This is a genomic window from Comamonas sp. FUJ_7, assembly GCF_057369555.1.
Genome location: NZ_JBXXZI010000005.1, coordinates 273322 through 290328, shown reverse-complemented (window position 1 = coordinate 290328; position 17007 = coordinate 273322). Strand labels below are relative to the sequence as shown.

At 59.0% G+C, this 17007-nt stretch carries 15 protein-coding genes; 5 read left to right on the top strand and 10 right to left on the bottom strand.

Annotation, left to right across the window (positions count from 1 at the left end):
- Positions 1-68: 68 nt before the first annotated feature.
- The 4 genes from AC2I9W_RS10030 to motA form a co-directional block, all read right to left on the bottom strand.
- The gene (locus tag AC2I9W_RS10030; protein ID WP_486409820.1) at positions 69-689 is read right to left on the bottom strand and encodes a protein phosphatase CheZ; all 621 of its coding nucleotides are present in this window, start codon (positions 687-689) and stop codon (positions 69-71) included.
- Between the two features lie 3 nt (positions 690-692).
- On the bottom strand, positions 693-1079 hold the full coding sequence (gene cheY / locus AC2I9W_RS10025; RefSeq protein WP_486409819.1) for a chemotaxis response regulator CheY: 387 nt from the start codon (positions 1077-1079) through the stop codon (positions 693-695).
- A gap of 71 nt (positions 1080-1150) precedes the next feature.
- Positions 1151-2212, bottom strand: coding sequence for a flagellar motor protein MotB (motB, locus tag AC2I9W_RS10020; protein WP_486409818.1), 1062 nt, complete (start codon positions 2210-2212; stop codon positions 1151-1153).
- A 51-nt stretch (positions 2213-2263) separates the two neighbouring features.
- On the bottom strand, positions 2264-3124 hold the full coding sequence (gene motA / locus AC2I9W_RS10015; protein WP_158389086.1) for a flagellar motor stator protein MotA: 861 nt from the start codon (positions 3122-3124) through the stop codon (positions 2264-2266).
- A gap of 566 nt (positions 3125-3690) precedes the next feature.
- Between motA and AC2I9W_RS10010 the strand changes: the two genes are divergently transcribed.
- From AC2I9W_RS10010 to AC2I9W_RS09990, 5 genes are all read left to right on the top strand, one after another.
- Entirely contained in the window at positions 3691-4920 is a 1230-nt protein-coding gene (locus AC2I9W_RS10010; RefSeq protein WP_486409817.1) for a flagellin, read from the top strand.
- 300 nt (positions 4921-5220) lie between these two features.
- Complete coding sequence (locus tag AC2I9W_RS10005) at positions 5221-6444, top strand: flagellin (protein WP_486409816.1); 1224 nt, start codon at positions 5221-5223, stop codon at positions 6442-6444.
- 157 nt (positions 6445-6601) lie between these two features.
- Positions 6602-8020, top strand: coding sequence for a flagellar filament capping protein FliD (gene fliD / locus AC2I9W_RS10000; RefSeq protein ID WP_486409815.1), 1419 nt, complete (start codon positions 6602-6604; stop codon positions 8018-8020).
- Positions 8021-8114: 94 nt separating this feature from the next.
- Positions 8115-8528 (top strand): flagellar export chaperone FliS, encoded by a 414-nt coding sequence (fliS, locus tag AC2I9W_RS09995; protein ID WP_486409814.1) that lies wholly within the window; start codon positions 8115-8117, stop codon positions 8526-8528.
- Between the two features lie 3 nt (positions 8529-8531).
- Positions 8532-8831, top strand: a complete 300-nt coding sequence (locus AC2I9W_RS09990) for a flagellar protein FliT (protein ID WP_486409813.1) — start codon at positions 8532-8534, stop codon at positions 8829-8831.
- A gap of 247 nt (positions 8832-9078) precedes the next feature.
- Here the strand turns inward: AC2I9W_RS09990 and AC2I9W_RS09985 are convergent, their stop codons facing one another.
- The 6 genes from AC2I9W_RS09985 to AC2I9W_RS09960 all read right to left on the bottom strand — a co-directional run bounded on the left by AC2I9W_RS09985 (position 9079) and on the right by AC2I9W_RS09960 (position 16976).
- The gene (locus tag AC2I9W_RS09985) at positions 9079-9798 is read right to left on the bottom strand and encodes an RNA polymerase sigma factor FliA (RefSeq protein ID WP_486409812.1); all 720 of its coding nucleotides are present in this window, start codon (positions 9796-9798) and stop codon (positions 9079-9081) included.
- 5 nt (positions 9799-9803) lie between these two features.
- Entirely contained in the window at positions 9804-10661 is an 858-nt protein-coding gene (locus AC2I9W_RS09980; RefSeq protein WP_486409811.1) for a hypothetical protein, read from the bottom strand.
- On the bottom strand, positions 10654-12258 hold the full coding sequence (gene flhF / locus AC2I9W_RS09975; RefSeq protein ID WP_486409810.1) for a flagellar biosynthesis GTPase FlhF: 1605 nt from the start codon (positions 12256-12258) through the stop codon (positions 10654-10656). The genes AC2I9W_RS09980 and flhF overlap by 8 nt, the downstream gene beginning before the upstream one ends.
- Positions 12255-14357 carry a flagellar biosynthesis protein FlhA gene (flhA, locus tag AC2I9W_RS09970; RefSeq protein ID WP_486409809.1) on the bottom strand — a complete coding sequence of 701 codons (2103 nt, stop codon included), beginning with the start codon at positions 14355-14357 and terminating at the stop codon, positions 12255-12257. The genes flhF and flhA overlap by 4 nt, the downstream gene beginning before the upstream one ends.
- The gene (flhB, locus tag AC2I9W_RS09965) at positions 14357-15538 is read right to left on the bottom strand and encodes a flagellar biosynthesis protein FlhB (RefSeq protein ID WP_486409808.1); all 1182 of its coding nucleotides are present in this window, start codon (positions 15536-15538) and stop codon (positions 14357-14359) included. Before flhB ends, flhA begins: the two co-directional genes overlap by 1 nt.
- 169 nt (positions 15539-15707) lie before the next feature.
- A complete protein-coding gene (locus AC2I9W_RS09960) occupies positions 15708-16976 on the bottom strand; it encodes an HDOD domain-containing protein (protein ID WP_486409807.1) in 1269 nt (422 codons plus the stop codon).
- Positions 16977-17007: the final 31 nt, after the last annotated feature.

Here is a 17007-nt window from a genome sequence, read left to right as displayed (position 1 = left end):
AAAAATCAGGCTTTTTATGGCTCTAGCACTTATGCATCAATCGCTTGCAGCTATGGTTTTAGAGCGTCTTAGAAACCAAGACTGGCCAGCAGATCATCGACCTGGGATTGCGAGGTCACCACATCGGCCGTGTTTTCCGGATCGACCACCGGTCCGGCCAGCTTGGGCTGCACTGCTTCTGCGACAGCCAATGGCTGCCCGCCTTCATCAGGAGCTGGAGAGGTTTGAATCAGCAGCTCCAGCAACTGCGACTCCAGATCAGCGGCCAAAGCCACCACGCGGGCAATCACCTGCCCGGTCAGATCGTGAAAGTCCTGCGCCATCATGATTTCGGTCAGATGGCTGCTGGTCTGCTGCGTGCCCTCTTCCACTGCCTGCAGGTAGTTCATCACCGACCCTTTTGCCACGGCGGCCACGGGGTCCTTGATAAGCTCTGCACGCATGGCTCTGGTGCGCTCAGCCAGTGCATCTTGATGGCTTTGCGTCACCTCCACCTGCCCCAGCACCTTGTTCGCAGCCTCCCCCGTCAGGCGAGCGATATAGGAGAGCCGACTTTGCGCATCTGGCAACTCCCCGGCGCTGCCACGCAAGCGATCTGCATAGCCCAGCTCGTTGAGCGAGTTATGCAGCTGGCGTGTCAGCACGCCAATCTTGTAATGGACGTTGGTGGGAGCCTGCTGGCTGCTCATGGCTTAGAGATCAAGCTTCTTGATGATGAGATTGACCTTCTCTTCCAGCGTGGCCTTGGTGAAGGGCTTGACGATGTAGCCAGCAGCACCGCCCTGGGCCGCCGCCACGATGTCTTCCTTGCGGGCTTCAGCCGTCACCATCAGCACCGGCAGGTGCTTGAGCTTTTCATCCTGCTTGATCTCTGTCAGCAGCTGAAAGCCGTTCATGTTCGGCATGTTGATGTCCGTCACCACAAAGTCGAACTTGCTGGCACGCAGCTTGTTGATGGCAACCACACCATCTTCCGCCTCATCGGCATCGGCAAAGCCACTCTCCTTGAGCAGATTGCGCACGATGCGGCGCATGGTGGAGAAGTCATCAACAATCAAAAAACGCAGGGCATTAGCCACGAGAGGCCCTTTCGGTCGAAATAGGTGCGGGAGAACAGTTCTTTAGCCGTAATGGTAACAATTTGTCAACCTCATGGCGTTGGAGCTGCATTGTCGGGCTTTTCAGCCGTCTCTGTGGCGACTTCAGGGTTTGTTACAACAAACTCCTCTTGAGGCCCCAGAGACTGTCTATCGGCAGAGCCCGTCGCAGCGCGGCCCGACGAAGGCTGATGAATACTGCTGACGGCGGCTTCGCCACTGGAGACTTGCGCTTCTTGCTGGTCCTTGTCCAGCCCCAGCACACGGCGCTCCGCCTCCTTGGTCAGCACGGTAATCGTGATACGCCGATTCTGGGCTGCGCGCGGCTCCTGCGGCAGCAAAGGATCGCTGCTGGCCATACCTACCACGCGCGCCAGCAGGTTCAGCGGCATACCGGCCGCCACCAGTTCGCGGCGCGAGGCATTAGCCCGGTCGGCGGACAACTCCCAGTTGCTGTAACCCCGGTCGGCATTGCCATAGGGAGCCGCATCGGTGTGGCCTGAGAGGCTGATGCGGTTTTCCGCATTGCCCATGGCTGCCCCGATTTCACGCAGGATATCGCGCATATAAGGCTTGACCAGGGCACTACCGCTATCAAACATGGGACGGTTTTGCTCGTCCACAATCTGAATCATCAAGCCATCGTGCGTAATCTCGGTGCGGATCTGCGAGCGAAATTCGTTCAGCCTCGCATTGATGGCAATCATGCTGTCCACCTTGGCCTTGAGCGCATGCAGGCGCTGTGCGTCGCGCCGGGACTCCTCCGCCCGCCCCATGGCCTGGCTGGAACGGCGATTGGCGTTATCGTCCGCCTCAGAGCGGCGCACCTGACCGTGCACCTTGCTCAAGTCATTACCGCCGCCCGGCACGATGCTGGAGCTATTGCCTGCACCACTGCCACCCGACATGGCCACCTTGAGCGGTGAATTGAAGTACGCCGCAATCCCCTGAAGCTCCCCCTGAGCGGTAGAGCCCAGCAACCACATCAGCAAGAAGAAAGCCATCATCGCCGTGACAAAGTCGGCATAGGCGATCTTCCAGGCGCCGCCATGGTGGGCAGGTGCCACCTTTTTGACGCGCTTGATGATGATGGGCTGCAGTTTTTTGTCAGCCATTGCAGCACTCCATCAGTGCAGAGGATGCAGAAGAAGCAAATCCGGGCAGCATCACTTCTTGCCCTTGACGTGGGCTTCCAGCTCCAGAAAGCCAGGGCGCTCGGTCGAGAACAGCACCTTGCGGCCAAACTCGATGGCCGTGCCCGGGTTGTAGCCCTGCATGCTGGCCAGCAAGGTGGCCTTGATGCATTCGAGCTCCTTGGCTGCATCCTGCGCTCGCTGCTCCAGCAGCGCCGCCATGGGCTCCACCAGCGCATAGGCCAGCAAAATACCCAGGAAGGTTCCCACCAGCGCCGAAGCAATCATGCCGCCCAGCACCGCAGGGGGCTGCCCCACAAACGCCATGGTGTTCACCACGCCCAGCACGGCCGCAATAATGCCAAAGGCTGGCAACGCGCCTGCCAGCCGGTTCAAAGCCATCACCGGGCCATGCGCCTCGGCATGATGGGCTTCAATTTCGCTGTCCATCAGTGCTTCAATTTCGTGCGAGTTCAGGTTCCCCGAAACCATCATGCGCAGATAGTCGGTCAAAAACTCCATTACATGGTGATCAGCCAGCAAGGCGGGGTAGTTCTGAAACACCGTCGATGACTGGGGCTCTTCCACATCGGCCTCGATCGACATCAGCCCTTCCTTGCGGGCCTTCTGCAGCAACTCATACAGAAGCGCCATCACCTCCATATAACGCGCCTTGGTATAGCGCGAAGGCTTGAGCGCCGCCGGAATTGCCTTGGCCGTCGCCTTGAGAACCTTGGGCTGGTTGCTCACGATAAAAGCGCCCAGTGCGCCTCCGCCAATGGTCACCAGCTCAAACGGCAGCGCCTTGACAAGAACGCCCACGCTGCCGCCGTGCAGCACATACATGCCGAAGATGCAGCCGAAGGCGACGATATAACCGATGAGAACAAGCATGGGGACCGATTGTGAGGTGGCAGACATGCGCCCATAGGCACAAAAAGATGGGCGTTTGGGAGATAGATCGGCAGCTAACGCCGCTTATGTAGGGAAATTCTGACTGGCACAGACAAAAGAAGGCCTCAGCAGACATGCCAGCAAACTCAGGAATCTTCATTCCACAAGCAATAAACAGGAGCAGACAGCGCCTGTAAACAAATAACTTCAGATAGTTTTTTCAATGAAATCAAGCTACTACCAGCGCAACCAGCTCCTGTTTTTATTCATGCTTATTTCTGTCGTACCTGCACAGAGATACGCCAGCGCGCTCCAGCACTGCCAACAGGGCATCTCCCGGTGAACGTTACATCCAGAAAAATATTTGCAGAACGCCCTAAAGTTTCTGAGCCAGAGGGCCGATAACAGCTTCAACAGGGAAAAAAGCCCTGTCACCAGCGGGCCACAGCAGCAAACACAAGGAACTGCAGGCTGGGGTGCTGGATTGGGCTGCCGCCGCCGCCCACCCTGAAAGGTTTCAGGTCACTGTGGCGGCGACGTTTTGATCTCACAGAGGAGTTCTCATCATGGCAATGACCATCAACACCAATATCCAGTCGCTCAACGCTCAGCGCAACCTGGGCACCTCGCAATCCTCGCTGTCCACTTCCATGCAGCGCCTGTCTTCGGGCCTGCGCATCAACAGCGCCAAGGATGATGCGGCCGGCCTGGCCATTGCCGAGCGCATGAGCGCCCAGGTTCGCGGCCTGAACCAGGCGCAGCGCAATGCCAACGACGGCGTGTCCTTGGCTCAAACGGCAGAAGGCGCCCTAGGCACCATTGGCGGCAACTTACAGCGAATCCGTGAACTGGCTGTGCAGTCTCGTAACGCAACCAACTCCACCGAAGATCGTGCCGCCCTGCAAAAAGAAGTAGCACAGCTCAAGGAAGAAATTGACCGCGTCGCAACCACGACCTCCTTCAACGGAACCAAGTTGCTGGACGGCAGCTTTACTGAGCAATCCTTCCAAGTTGGTGCAAACGTTGGCGAACGCATCAACATTTCCGAAATCACCAATGCTCGCTCCACCAGCCTTGGCACCAGCTACTCTGTCGCTACAGCAGCCATTACAGATGCACAAACGCCTGCCGCGGATGGCGGCGGAACTCCAACCAATGCCAAGTTTGCAGAAATTGCAGCAGACACAATCTCTGTGACAGTTGGTGAAGGCGCTAGCGCCGAAACATTCAAGCTCGGTAAGCTTGCGGCCATTGATATCGCTCCGGCAAGCGGTGCAGCAACCGATGTAACTGCAGCCGACAAAGCAGCAATTAGTCAGCGACTGTCCGATGTTGCAACAGAAATTAGCAAAGCCTCCGGCGGTCGAGTGACTGCTTATGTGGAAGACGGGAAACTGCAAATTAACTCACTGGAAAAGTTTACGTTTGCCGGTGGCACCGCGGCAACTACAGGGGTTGCCACGGAGTCTGGAGCTGCGGCGGTTGGATTCAGCACAGTGGATGTCTCTACGGTTGTAGGTGCAGACAAGGCCATTTTGTCGATGGATGCTGCGCTGAAAGCCGTGAACTCTGCTCGCGCTGATCTAGGTGCAATGCAAAACCGCTTTGAATCCGTGGTTGCCAACCTGAGCGTGAACAGCGAAAACCTGTCCGCCTCCAAGAGCCGCATCATGGATGCAGACTTTGCTTCGGAAACCGCCAATCTGAGCCGCTCGCAAATCCTGCAGCAAGCCGGTACCGCCATGGTGGCCCAGGCTAACCAGCTGCCCCAGGGCGTGCTGTCTCTGCTGCGTTAATCGCAAAAGAATTCACCCGCCAAAAGCTGGTGAATCAGACACAAGCGAAAGCCTCCTCCGGGAGGCTTTTTTCATTGTTGCCCTCTTGATGTTTGCTTGAAGCATCGTCTTCATTTGTAAAAATAGCGGTGCTTTAGGCCTCTTATCGGTCTTATGTTGGCTGCCACTTGCTCCAACAATCCTCGTACCCGGAATACCAGACTTCGTCCGTGTTTCCGGTCACGTGGGCCAGCGCCGTCGCTGGTCGTGAAAACGGCTAGTACGTCGCCGGTTTACTGGCTTGAAACAGGAGCACACGCCATGGCAGCCATCATCAATACGAATATTCAGTCGCTCAATGCGCAACGCAATCTGAGCTCTTCCCAAAGCCAGCTGGCTACTTCCATGCAGCGCCTGTCTTCGGGCTTGCGTATCAATAGCGCCAAAGACGATGCAGCAGGCTTGGCGATTGCAGAGCGCATGACCACACAGGTGCGCGGCCTGACAGTTGCCATGCGCAATGCCAATGACGGTATTTCTCTGGCGCAAACCGCTGAAGGTGCTTTGGGCTCTGTGGGCAGCAACTTGCAGCGCATCCGCGAGCTGGCTGTGCAGTCCCGCAATGCCACAAACTCGGAAGAAGACCGTGCAGCGCTGGACGCCGAAGTGCAGCAGCTCAAGGCCGAAATCAGCCGCATTGCTCGCGACACATCATTCAACGGCACCAAGCTGCTGGATGGCTCGTTCACCAATATGGCTTTCCAGGTGGGAGCCAATCAGGGACAAACCATCGACGTCAACAAGATTGCGGATTCGCGCATCGACAAGCTGGGGGAATGGAACTCCGTGCCGACGCCCAGTAAAAGTGCGGCGGTGGGCACTATCACAGGCGGCAGCATTACGAGCCCACACGCTGCGTACAAATACGAATTGCAGGTGGATGGGACTAGCTTTTTCACAAAAGATCTTGCCACCGACACAGGTGCAGACCCGCTGGTAACAGGCCAAGAACTGGACGCAGCATGGGCTAGTTTCTCAACGACGGCTGCAGGTGAAGGCTACAAACTTTCTGGCACTTTCGCCGCTGGTACCGCCGTAATTTCAAAGCTGGATGGCACAAGTCTAGAAATCACTGTAGATGAAACCGGCGGCCCTGCAACCAGCGATCCAGCATTTGGCACCGGCTTTCTTGGCACTCCTGTTACAGGCACCCCATCTCAGCTTCAATCAGGTTTCAAAGACCTGAGTGTCAAGAGCCCTGAAGATTCGGACAACGCCATTGTTGCCATGGATGCAGCGCTGCGAGAAATTAACGGTGCCCGTGCAGACTTGGGTGCCATCCAAAGCCGGTTTGAAACGACCGTCGAGAACCTGAGCGTGAATACAGAAAACCTCTCTGCATCCCGCAGCCGCATCATGGATGCCGACTTTGCCGCTGAAACCGCCAACTTGAGCCGTACGCAGATTCTGCAGCAGGCCGGTACAGCCATGGTTGCGCAGGCCAACCAGCTACCTCAGTCGGTACTGAAGCTGCTGCAGGGCTGATACCTTATCGTCATTATTGAAGTGCTCAAGTTCTGCACTCGCTTGCCGAAATGCAGGGTGCAGCACTGTCCATCACAACGAGGCGCAAGCGTCGTTTGTTCAATAGCGCAAACCGTGCCCGCTGCACGTACTGGTGTTTGTGCAGAGGGAGTTTTGTATGGGTATCAGCTCAGTCGGTATTGGCAGCGGCCTGGATGTAGAAACCATTGTCAAGCAGCTGGTGACCTTGGAGTCCAAGCCCATCCAGTCACTGCAGACCAAGGCCAGCGGCATCAACACCCAGATTTCAGCTTTCAGCCAGCTGAAATCTCAAATCTCCAATCTGCAAGATCAACTGGACAAACTGACCAAGCCTGCAACCTGGCTGGGCAATACCCTGACTTCGTCCAACTCTGCACAAGTGAGCGGTACCGCCACCTCCAGCGCTGTGCAGGCCACTTATGACGTCAAAGTCTCCCAAATTGCAGCTGGCCAGACTATTGGATCTGGCCTGGTGACCAGCGACGCAGCCTTGGGCCCAGGCAAGCTGACGATCAACATGGGTACTTTGGGCGACACAGGACTGACGCCCAAAACCAAAGATGGCCAGCCTGTGAGCTTTAGCGTAGTTATCACCGAAGACGATGATTCTCTGGCCAAGATCGCCGCCAAGATCAACGCACAAAAAGGCGATGTCAGCGCCACGGTGCTCAAAGACCACACCGGCGAACGCCTGGTACTGCAATCCAAGACCACGGGCATCAATTCTGCGTTCACGGTAGAGGCAGAAGGGGTAGGCCTGCAGAAGTTTGCCTACAACGGCAGCGATGGCAGCATGAAGCGTTCGGTACAGGCCCAAGACACACTGGCCAAGATCAATGGCATTGAAATGGCATCGCACACCAATGTCTTTGAGGAGGTTGCCGCTGGCGTCACGCTGACTGTCTCTCAAAAAATGGCCGAGACCGATGCGCCGGTGCGTATCACCATTGCCAATGACACCGCCACTGGCAAGACTGCACTAAAAAACTTGGTGGAGTCATACAACGCCCTGAGCAAAGCTCTGAGCACCATGACGGCCTATGACAAGGACAGCAAGACAGCCGGCACCTTGCAAGGGGATTCGACCGCAGTGAATCTGCAGTCCGCCTTGCGCCGCCTGCTGTCCGGCCCTGGTGGTGAAGGGGGAGAGTTCAGCAGCCTTTCACAGATGGGCATTTCCTTTCAGAAGGATGGCACGCTCAAGATTGACGACACCAAGCTGGACGAAGCTCTGAAGCATCCGGAAAGCCTGAACAAATTTTTTACCGTGGATGTGGAAGACGCCAATCAGGACGGCTTTGCCGTACGCCTGAAAGACTTTACGCGCGGCCTGCTCGCATCAGACGGGACTTTTGCCACCAAGGACAACACGCTCAAGGATGCGCTCAAGCGCAACAGCACCGATCAGGAGCGCCAGACGGCGCGGGTCACCGCCTATGAAGCTCGCCTGCGGGCCCAGTACTCTCGACTGGATGCCCAGATGGCCAGCTTGTCAGCCCTGGACACCTATATTTCTCAGCAAGTTACCGCCTGGAATAACCAGTCCAAAGGCTAAAGCGCTGAACCCGACAGAAAGGGCTTAATTCCCCCCTGAGTCTGCCGATAACAAGAACAGTAATTTTGAGAAACTGCATCAAAGGAGTTTTGTGATGTTTTCCCCTGCCAATGCGCGCGCAATGTCGGCTTACCGTCAGGTGGGTGTGCAGTCCGTGGTGGACAGCGCATCGCCTCAGCAGTTGATCAAGATGCTGTTTGATGGCTTGCTGGCCTCCATCAATGCCGCACGCGGAGCGATAGAGCGCGGCGATATCAATGAAAAAGTGCGCCATATCGGCAAGGCAGTGCGCATTCTGCAAGAGGGCTTGCTAAGTGCCCTGGACCGGGAGAAAGGCGGAGAGCTGGCCAGCAATCTGGCCGCTCTTTATGAGTACTGCACCACGCGCCTGACGCTGGCCAATGCCCGCAACGACCTGAGCATGGTCGATGAAGTGGCCGGCCTTGTGGGAACCGTGGCTCAGGGCTGGACTGAAATAACAAATGCACCGGCGCCCGCTGGTGCTTAAAAAATGGAGCACACATTGATCGACTTCTACCGCGCTATTGAGGAAAGCAGCGCCAAGATGCTGCAAGCCGCTCAAGCCAAGGACTGGGATGGTGTTGCGCGCTACGAGGGCACTTGTGCCGTGCTGATCGAGCAATTGCGCTTTCGCTCTCGCGAGGAGAAGCTAGAGCCAGAGCAGCGCAAGGAAAAGGCCCGCATCATGCAGCGCATTCTGCGCAACGACGCCCAGATCCGTGTGCTCGCCGAGCCCTGGCTGGCGAGTTTTGAACATATGTTCGACGGCCAGCCCCATGTGATGCACTGATCGCTAGATCACCTGAAAAAAAGCCCTGCTGCAGAGATGCAACAGGGCTTTTTTGCAGGTGGCAACTCAGCACAAGAATTCAAGACAAAACAGCCTCTAAACCAATACCAGCAAGCGCTATTAGCTATTAATTTAGCGAGTATTTGAATAACGACACTGCGCGCAAAGCAAAACCGCCGCATGGTCAGATTGGTATCTGCCAGTGCGGCGGCTCTGTGCAAGTGGTCGCGCCGTTCGGGCTGGGTTGTCAGTGAGCGCGCATCTTGGTACGCAGGCGGGCAATGGCCTGGCTGTGCAGCTGGCAGACCCGCGATTCGGTCACACCCAGCACGGCAGCAATTTCCTTGAGGTTCATGTCGTGCTCGTAGTACATGCCCATCACATACTGCTCACGCTCAGGCAGGTTCTTGATGGCTTCGACCAGAGCCAAGCGCAGGCGTTGATCGCGCAGCAGGGCAAACGGGTCTGCGCCGGAGTCTGCGACGTGACGCTCCAGGTAGTCATCACCATCGTCGCTATCACCGCCGCCAATGTCTTCCAGGTACACCAGCTGGGTGCCTCGCACCTTGCCCAGCAGGGACTGGTAATCATCGAGTGCCATGCCCAGTTCGTCAGCAATTTCAGACTCCAGCGGAGGTCGGCCAAGGCGCTGCTCCAGCCGGCCCAGTGCCTGCTCGATCTCCTTTTGGCTCTTGCGCGAACTGCGGCTCATCCAGTCGCCTTCGCGCAGCTCGTCGAGCATGGCTCCGCGAATGCGCTGGCTGGCGAAAGTGTCGAATTGCACGCCTTGCTCGCTCTCGAAGCGCGACAGCGCTTCGGCCAGCCCAATCATGCCGACCTGGATCAGGTCATCCAGCTCCACATTGGGCGGTAGTTTGGCGATCATGTGCAGGGCAATCCGACGCACCAACGGCACATGCTGACGGATCAGCGCGTCGCGGTCGAGTTGGCCTTTGGCGGTGTACATGGCAGTCAATGGCTCCAGGCAAAAGATTCAGGCGTGCTGAGCGCCGAGGGCTGAGCGTGCATGGGCAGAATGCAGGCCGTCTTGAGCATGTGCAGCGTAAGCTGATGCAGATCACTGGTCTGACGCCAGCGCAGACGCATCAGCACCGGCGCATCACCCAGATGGCGCTGCGAACACTGTAGCAAAGCATTCAGGCGCTGCAGGCGCAACTGGGCATCCTGCCTGGCTGTCTGCGCACTGCTTTGCTTGCGGCTCCAGTCGTATTTCTGCGGGCCTTCGGCGCTCAGCGGTGCCTCCAGCGCGGCAATCGTGCACTCCAAACCGGCTAAAACGGCCAGGTGCTTGAGCTGTCGATAGCTGTCGATCAAATGCTCGGCATCCGGCGGGACGATGAGCAGGGGCTGCAGGCCCTGACCTTGAAGCAAGGAGGCCAGAGTTTCGCTACTCGCATAAATCAGCACCGTGGTATAGCCACGCACATAGGCTTGCAGCGCAGTCAGTATGTCCATGCCCATTTCGTCCGCCGATGCCTTGAGCTGCTTGAGCCCCTGGCGAGCGGGAAGGCTGGCCACCGAGTGAACATCAGCCGCGCCAGAGCGCAGCTCCGCCTGAGCCTGCCAGGCGTGCTGCACCAGCAGCTGCGCCAGTCCCGGTGTATGAAAGGATTCGGGCTGGCTGCCATCCAGCACCAGCACCTTCTGGCCCAGGCGCTGCAGCTGGGCGCACAGGGGCCAGAGCACAGCTTGTTCCGCTGCTGCACCGGCAGTGCTGTGCAGCACTGCCAGCACACGCAGACCAGCGGTGCTGGCATCGCTCACATGCAGGGCCATGCCCTGATGCAATGGCGCATGTCGCTCAAGCATGGGCGGCCTCTGCACCAGTAGCCGACGAAGGCGTGAAGAAGAAGTCCAGATCCAGTGACTGTGGATCAAACGCCGACTTGGTGGCCGAGCGCATGGAGGCGGACACCAGCAGCTGGGCACTGGCGCGTTCGAAATCTTCGGGCACGCGTTGTCCGTTGGTCACGCCGCGCAGCTGAATCTGATGGCGAATCAGCGTATCGACCGAAGGGCCGACCTTCACGGCTTCATCGACCTTGGTGAGGATGGCGTGCTGCGAGCCACGGGCCTTGAAGGCCTGCATGACATCGTCCTGCGCATCGCCCTGTGCGGCGGCGTTTACAGCCAACAGTTGCTGCACACCGTCGATGGCCAGCACATCCATGATCTCGTCCTTGCGCGGGTCACGCGGAGCCACGCCCGTGGTGTCGATCAGCACCATCTTCTTGCTTTGCAGCAGGCCCAGCAGATCCTGCAGCGCAGCCTTGTCATGGGCCTGATGGGCCACCATGCCCAGCATGCGTGCATAGGTGCGCAGCTGGTCATGACCACCGATGCGGTAGGTATCGAGCGTGATCAGGCCCACGGAAGCCGGGCCATGCTTGGCGGCACACAGCGCGGCCAGCTTGGCAGTAGTCGTGGTCTTGCCTACGCCGGTGGCTCCCACCAGAGCGAAGACACCGCCCTGTTCGTAGATCGCAGGCTGGGCCGCATCGGTGCGCAGATTGCGCTCCAGCACCTGCATCAGCCAACGCACGGCATCGCTGGCAGAGAGTGTCTCAGGCAGTTTCTCGATCAGCGCGCGCGACAAGGCAGGCGAATACCCGGCGCGAATCAGCTTGTGCATCAGGCTGGACTGAATCGGGTTCTGGCGCGTCTGACCCAGCCAGGTCAGCGTGTTGAAGCGCTCCTCGATCAGATCCTTCATGGATTGCATTTCCTGCATGAAGTTCTGCGGGGCGGCCTGTGCAACTGCCTGAGGCTTGGCAGCTCCTTCCCTGATCTGAATTTGCTCGGGGCGCAGAGGGTTGTGGCGTGCTACGCCAGCGCTTGCAGGCTGAGCCTTGGCAGCCATGGGGCGCTCGTGACCACGTTCGTTATTGCGGTCCTGCACACGCTGGGCGAATGTGGGCAAAGCCTCACCGCTGTCCAGCGAAGACTCGTGACGGCGGCGCAGCATGCGTTCGCGCACATAGTCCTGAAAAGTCAGCGTGCTCATGGACAGCTGCTCCACATCATCCTGCACGGAGTGCTGTGCCAGTTCGTTGATGGGCTTGACCTGCTTGGCCTGCATTTCGCGCTCCTGCTTGGCGCTCTGGCGGGCCTGCACATGCTCCAGCGTGCTCATCAAGCCATCGCTGCGCTGAGGTGCCGCTTGCAGCCTGTCCTTGCGCAGGCCCATGCCTTCATCGGCCGCACGGCGCTCCAGCGCTTTTTGCAGGGGCGAGCTGGTCTGCATGCCAGCATCCATGTCCTGCAGCGTTTCTTCAGCCGTGGCCATGACTTCCACCCCGTCAGGCGTCTGGCGGTTGGAAAGAATCAGGGTGCCGTCGCCAAATGCCATGCGCGCCTTGGCCAGGGCCTCGCGGGCGGTGGGGGCGTAGAAGCGTTTGATGTTCATGCGGTTGCACCTTTAAGAATCGGGCCGATGCGGATGGTGTGCGTCTCGGGGATTTCGCTGTGCGCGAGCACCTGCAGACGCGGCGCCACACGGCGCAGCAGCTTGGCAAGAGAGTTGCGGATGGAGTCCGGCACCAGCAGGCAGGCGGGCAAGCCCAGCTCTTCTTGCTGATTGGCGACATCCACCGCCTTTTGTGTGAGGATTTCGGCCACGCCGGGGTCCAGCGATGGCGCATTGGGGTTGGCCAGCGCCTGCACCAGCAGACGCTCCAGACCGGGCTCAATGGCAATCACATTGAGCTCGCGGGTGGGGCCATAGATCTGCTGCACGATGGCAGGCGACAGCGCAATGCGCACACGGCGCGCCAGCTCTACCGGGTCAGTCGTCTGCGTGGCGTTTTCGGCCAGCGTCTCGATGATGGTGCGGATATCACGAATGTGCACAGAGTCTTCCAGCAGCAGCTGGAGCACTTTCTGGAACGTTGTGATGGGCACCATTTTCGGAATGACTTCTTCGATGAGTTTGGGGGCCAGCTTGGCCACATGGTCAACGAGCTGCTGCGTCTCGGTACGAGACAACAGCTTGGCCGCGTGCACTTGCATCAAGTGTGACAAATGCGTCGCCATCACAGTTTCCGAATCAACGACGGTAAAGCCTGCCATTTGTGCCGCTTCCTTTTGCCGCTCATCGATCCAGTGCGCGGGCAGACCAAAGGCGGGATCGGTGGTGGGCGTGCCAATCAAGGGGGTGGTAATGCCACCGGGATTGATAGCCAGAAACATGCCGGGGAAGGCTTCACCCTCGCCCACCATGACGCCGCGCAGCGTCATGCGGTAGGCACTGGGCTTGAGCTCGAGGTTGTCACGCACATGCACGGCGGGCGGCAGAAAGCCCACTTCCTGCGCAAACTTGCGGCGCACGCCCTTGATGCGGGTCAGCAAATCGCCCTGGCGGCTCTTGTCCACCAGCGCGATCAGGCGATAGCCCAGCTCCAGGCCCAGCAGATCCACAGGCTGCAAATCGTCCCAAGTGGCTTCGCCATCGTTTTGCGCGGCCTGCTGCTGTGGTGCAGGGGCACTGCTTTGCGCAGCAATGCGGGCTTTTTCACGCTTGTCCAGCATCCAGGCACCCCAACCCAGCAGTGCGCCCATGGAAAGGAACACCAGATGCGGCATGCCGGGAATCAGGCCCAGCAAGGTCATCACGCCCGCCGTAATGCCCAGCACCTTGGGTGACATGAACAGCTGCTGCACGATCTGGCGGCCCATGTCGGCCTCTTTGCCCACGCGCGAGATCACCATGGCCGATGCCACCGAGATCAGCAGACCCGGAATCTGCGCCACCAGCGCATCACCCACGGCCAGCAGGATGTAGCTGTCGGCAGCCTGCCCGGCAGACAGGCCATGCTGGGCCATGCCGATGATCAGACCGCCGATCACGTTGATGACCAGAATCAAGATACCGGCAATCGCATCGCCGCGCACAAACTTGCTGGCACCGTCCATGGAGCCGAAGAAGTTGGCTTCCTCGCCCACTTCGGCACGGCGGCGCTTGGCTTCTTTTTCGTCAATCAGACCTGCGTTCAGGTCGGCATCCACCGCCATCTGCTTGCCGGGCATGGCGTCAAGCGTGAAGCGGGCCGAGACTTCGGCAATACGCTCGGCACCCTTGGTAATCACCACAAAGTTGATGACCACCAAGATGCTGAACACGATCAAACCCACGGCAAAGTTGCCGCCAATCAGGAAGTGACCAAAGGCCTCGATCACCGCGCCCGCAGCGCCGGGGCCGGTGTGGCCTTCCATCAGCACCACGCGGGTCGATGCCACGTTGAGCGACAAGCGCATCAGCGTGGTGAGCAGCAGCACCGAGGGAAACGCCGCAAAGTCCAGCGGCTTGATCATGTAGGCCGCCACCATCATCACCATCAGCGCCACGGCGATGTTCAAGGTAAAGAAGGTATCGAGCAGCCAGGGCGGGATGGGCAGAACCATCAAACCCAAAATAGCCACTACCAGAATAGGAGCGGTCAGGCCTTGCAGCGCACCAACATTGGCACCAGACCACTTCTGGAAGAGTTGCAGAGGATTCGACGACATCACAGATTACCTTCTTGCTGCGCAGCAGCATCGTCCGCGACGGGCTGGGTGCGGCCATGCTGCGGGTCCAGCTCCACAGGCACGGGCGGCTCGCCCAGCGCATCGGGCATGGGCCCCTGGCCGCTCAGTGCGGCCTTGAGTCGATAGACATAGGCCAGAACCTGGGCCACAGCGGTGTAGAGCGCTGCCGGAATGGCCTGATCAAGATCGGCATGGGCATAGAGCGCACGGGCCAGCATGGGCGACTCGAGCACGGGAATCTGGTGCGCACCTGCGACTTCACGAATCTTGAGCGCCACCAGGTCCGTGCCCTTGGCAATCACCTGAGGGGCTGCCATGGTGGCATCGTCATAGCGCAGCGCCACGGCATAGTGCGTAGGGTTGGTCACCACAAAATCAGCGCGTGGCACGGCAGAGATGCTGGCGCGGTCGGCGATCTCGCGCTGCTTCTGGCGCAGCTTGCCTTTGAGCTGAGGGTTGCCTTCCGACTCCTTGTGCTCCTGCTTGACCTCCTCGTGGCTCATCTTCAGGCGCGACTTGAACAGAAAGGCTTGAAGCGGCACGTCAATGATTGCCACCAGCAAGACCACAACCAGCAGCAGCGTGATGCCGGTGGTCATCCACGAGCCCACCATGGACAGAGCCATGGACGAGGGCTGGGCCGAAACTGAGGCAATCTCGGCCATGTTGGCACTCATGTACTTCCAGGCCACAAAGCTCAGCACAATGGTCATGAAAACCATCTTGACCACGTTGGTCAGCTGCTGCTTGGAGAAAAGGTTCTTCAGACCCGACAGAGGATTGAGCTTGCTGAACTTGGGCTGTATGGGCTTGAAGCTGAAGATCCAGCCGCCAGCGGCCACACCGGACAGCACCGATGCCGTCGTCGTCACCAGCGCAAAGATCACCGCCACACCGAGGCCCAGCACCAGCATGGTCTGAAAGCGCTCCAGCATCACTTCCGGCGTCTTGGCCGCCGCCGCATTGAAAGCCAGCTGCTTGGCCATGGCTTCGCGCAGATGATTGATCAAGGGCTGCATGCCCAGCAGCATCAGCAACGAGCCGGTTCCCAGAATGGCCAGGTGCGACAGATCACGCGAGCGCGCACCCTGGCCGTCCGCACGCGTTTTTTGCAGCTTGCGTTCGGTTGCGGGCAGGTTTTTGTCTTGGGATTCGGACATGGCGCACGGACGGATGGGATACCCAGATTGTCCGAATCTGGCGCCACGTCAATGCGCGGATAAGCGGCAGCCAAGCCCTGTTTATGCGCGACTATGCAACCTCAGATTCATTAATTTGATAGCTTCTTGCGCTTGTCAGATATAGGCGCAAGCCCATTTTCATCAAAAATCAGGCCAGCGTTTGCGGCATGCCCAGCTTGAGCTCGCTGAGCATGCGCAGCAGCAGGCGGTTGAGGTCTTCGGTCTCCCACTCCTCCTGCTCGCGCAACTGGCGAATCGGGCCTGCATCACTGCCCTCCAGCGCCTGACTCATCTGCAGCACTCCGGCATAAGGGCCTGTGCGCGAAACGATGGCATCAAAGATGCGCTCATTGAGCGGCGTGCGGCGCAAGATATTGACCACCGGCTCGTGCAGCAGCAGATCGAGCTGCGAGAACAGGCTGCACAAATACATCTCACGCTGCAGATCAAGACTGACGCCTGCCTCGATCAGCCGCTCGGCCAGTCTGGCCCTGAGCACAATCTGGCTGCGCATGGGCACCAGATCCTGCTCCGTGCAAGCATGTGGCAGCTGGTCGGCCAGCCAGCGCTCCAGCGTGCCCAGTCCCAGCATGACCAGTCCGCGGCGCAGCGAATCCACACCGCGACGCAGGCCCAGCGCCGCCGAGTTGGTATAGAGCAAAAAGCGATAGGCCAGCACCGGGTCTGAGCCCAGAATATCTTCCATCACATCGAGCGACTGCTCTTTGTCGATGGCCTTCATCAACCTGAACAGCGCATCCCTTGATGGCTGCGGCTGCTGCAGCCGGAAGGCCTGTATGGTGTCCGCCACGGGCCAGCCGGCCAGGGCTGCCGCCTCATGTCCGTCCAGACAGGCACGCGCCAGCTCCAGACTTTGCAGGCCGCGGTACATCTGGCCGTTGAGCAGACTCAGCGGGGCCGCCGCAAAGAATTCGGCTGCCGCCTCCTTGCTCTCACTGCGGGGCTGCTGCAGCGCGCGCACGGTATTCGCGATTCCGCCCGCTCCTTCAGGCGGCACACTCAGCAGGCTGCTGGCAAAGTTGCGGGCGGCATCGGCGTCCGGCACGTCCGCCAGAGAACCTCCCCAGACCAGCATCAGCCCACGCGCCCTGGCCTTTTGCACCAGTTGATGAATGCCTTCGTCCTGCTGCAGCCAGTCGCCGCGTACTTCTATCCACGGGCTGCCTGCCGGGGCATGTTCCAGCAGGCTGCACAGCACCTGGCGTGACTGGGCGGAAATCAGCAAGGGAGGGGCCTGCCCGCTCCAGTATTCATTGACGCTGCGCAGAAAGTGCGCCATGTCTGCGTTGCAGCCCGGCTCTTCATGCACATAGAGCTGAATACCGGCCAGGCGCCGTGCACGGCTCCACAGCGGCTGATAACCGAGAGTCAAAGAGCTGAGTGCAGACTGAACCATGAAAAATTTGGACAGATAAACGGCAGAACAT

Bases quoted from the DNA above. Each gene is read 5' to 3' on its own strand.
- AC2I9W_RS10030 (WP_486409820.1), bottom strand. From the start codon at position 689: ATGAGCAGCCAGCAGGCTCCCACCAACGTCCATTACAAGATTGGCGTG.
- flhA (WP_486409809.1), bottom strand. From the start codon at position 14,357: ATGTCGTCGAATCCTCTGCAACTCTTCCAGAAGTGGTCTGGTGCCAAT.
- fliS (WP_486409814.1), top strand. From the start codon at position 8,115: ATGTTTTCCCCTGCCAATGCGCGCGCAATGTCGGCTTACCGTCAGGTG.
- AC2I9W_RS09990 (WP_486409813.1), top strand. From the start codon at position 8,532: ATGGAGCACACATTGATCGACTTCTACCGCGCTATTGAGGAAAGCAGC.
- flhB (WP_486409808.1), bottom strand. From the start codon at position 15,538: ATGTCCGAATCCCAAGACAAAAACCTGCCCGCAACCGAACGCAAGCTG.
- motB (WP_486409818.1), bottom strand. From the start codon at position 2,212: ATGGCTGACAAAAAACTGCAGCCCATCATCATCAAGCGCGTCAAAAAG.
- AC2I9W_RS10010 (WP_486409817.1), top strand. From the start codon at position 3,691: ATGGCAATGACCATCAACACCAATATCCAGTCGCTCAACGCTCAGCGC.
- AC2I9W_RS09960 (WP_486409807.1), bottom strand. From the start codon at position 16,976: ATGGTTCAGTCTGCACTCAGCTCTTTGACTCTCGGTTATCAGCCGCTG.
- fliD (WP_486409815.1), top strand. From the start codon at position 6,602: ATGGGTATCAGCTCAGTCGGTATTGGCAGCGGCCTGGATGTAGAAACC.
- AC2I9W_RS10005 (WP_486409816.1), top strand. From the start codon at position 5,221: ATGGCAGCCATCATCAATACGAATATTCAGTCGCTCAATGCGCAACGC.
- AC2I9W_RS09985 (WP_486409812.1), bottom strand. From the start codon at position 9,798: ATGTACACCGCCAAAGGCCAACTCGACCGCGACGCGCTGATCCGTCAG.
- AC2I9W_RS09980 (WP_486409811.1), bottom strand. From the start codon at position 10,661: ATGCTTGAGCGACATGCGCCATTGCATCAGGGCATGGCCCTGCATGTG.
- motA (WP_158389086.1), bottom strand. From the start codon at position 3,124: ATGCTTGTTCTCATCGGTTATATCGTCGCCTTCGGCTGCATCTTCGGC.
- flhF (WP_486409810.1), bottom strand. From the start codon at position 12,258: ATGAACATCAAACGCTTCTACGCCCCCACCGCCCGCGAGGCCCTGGCC.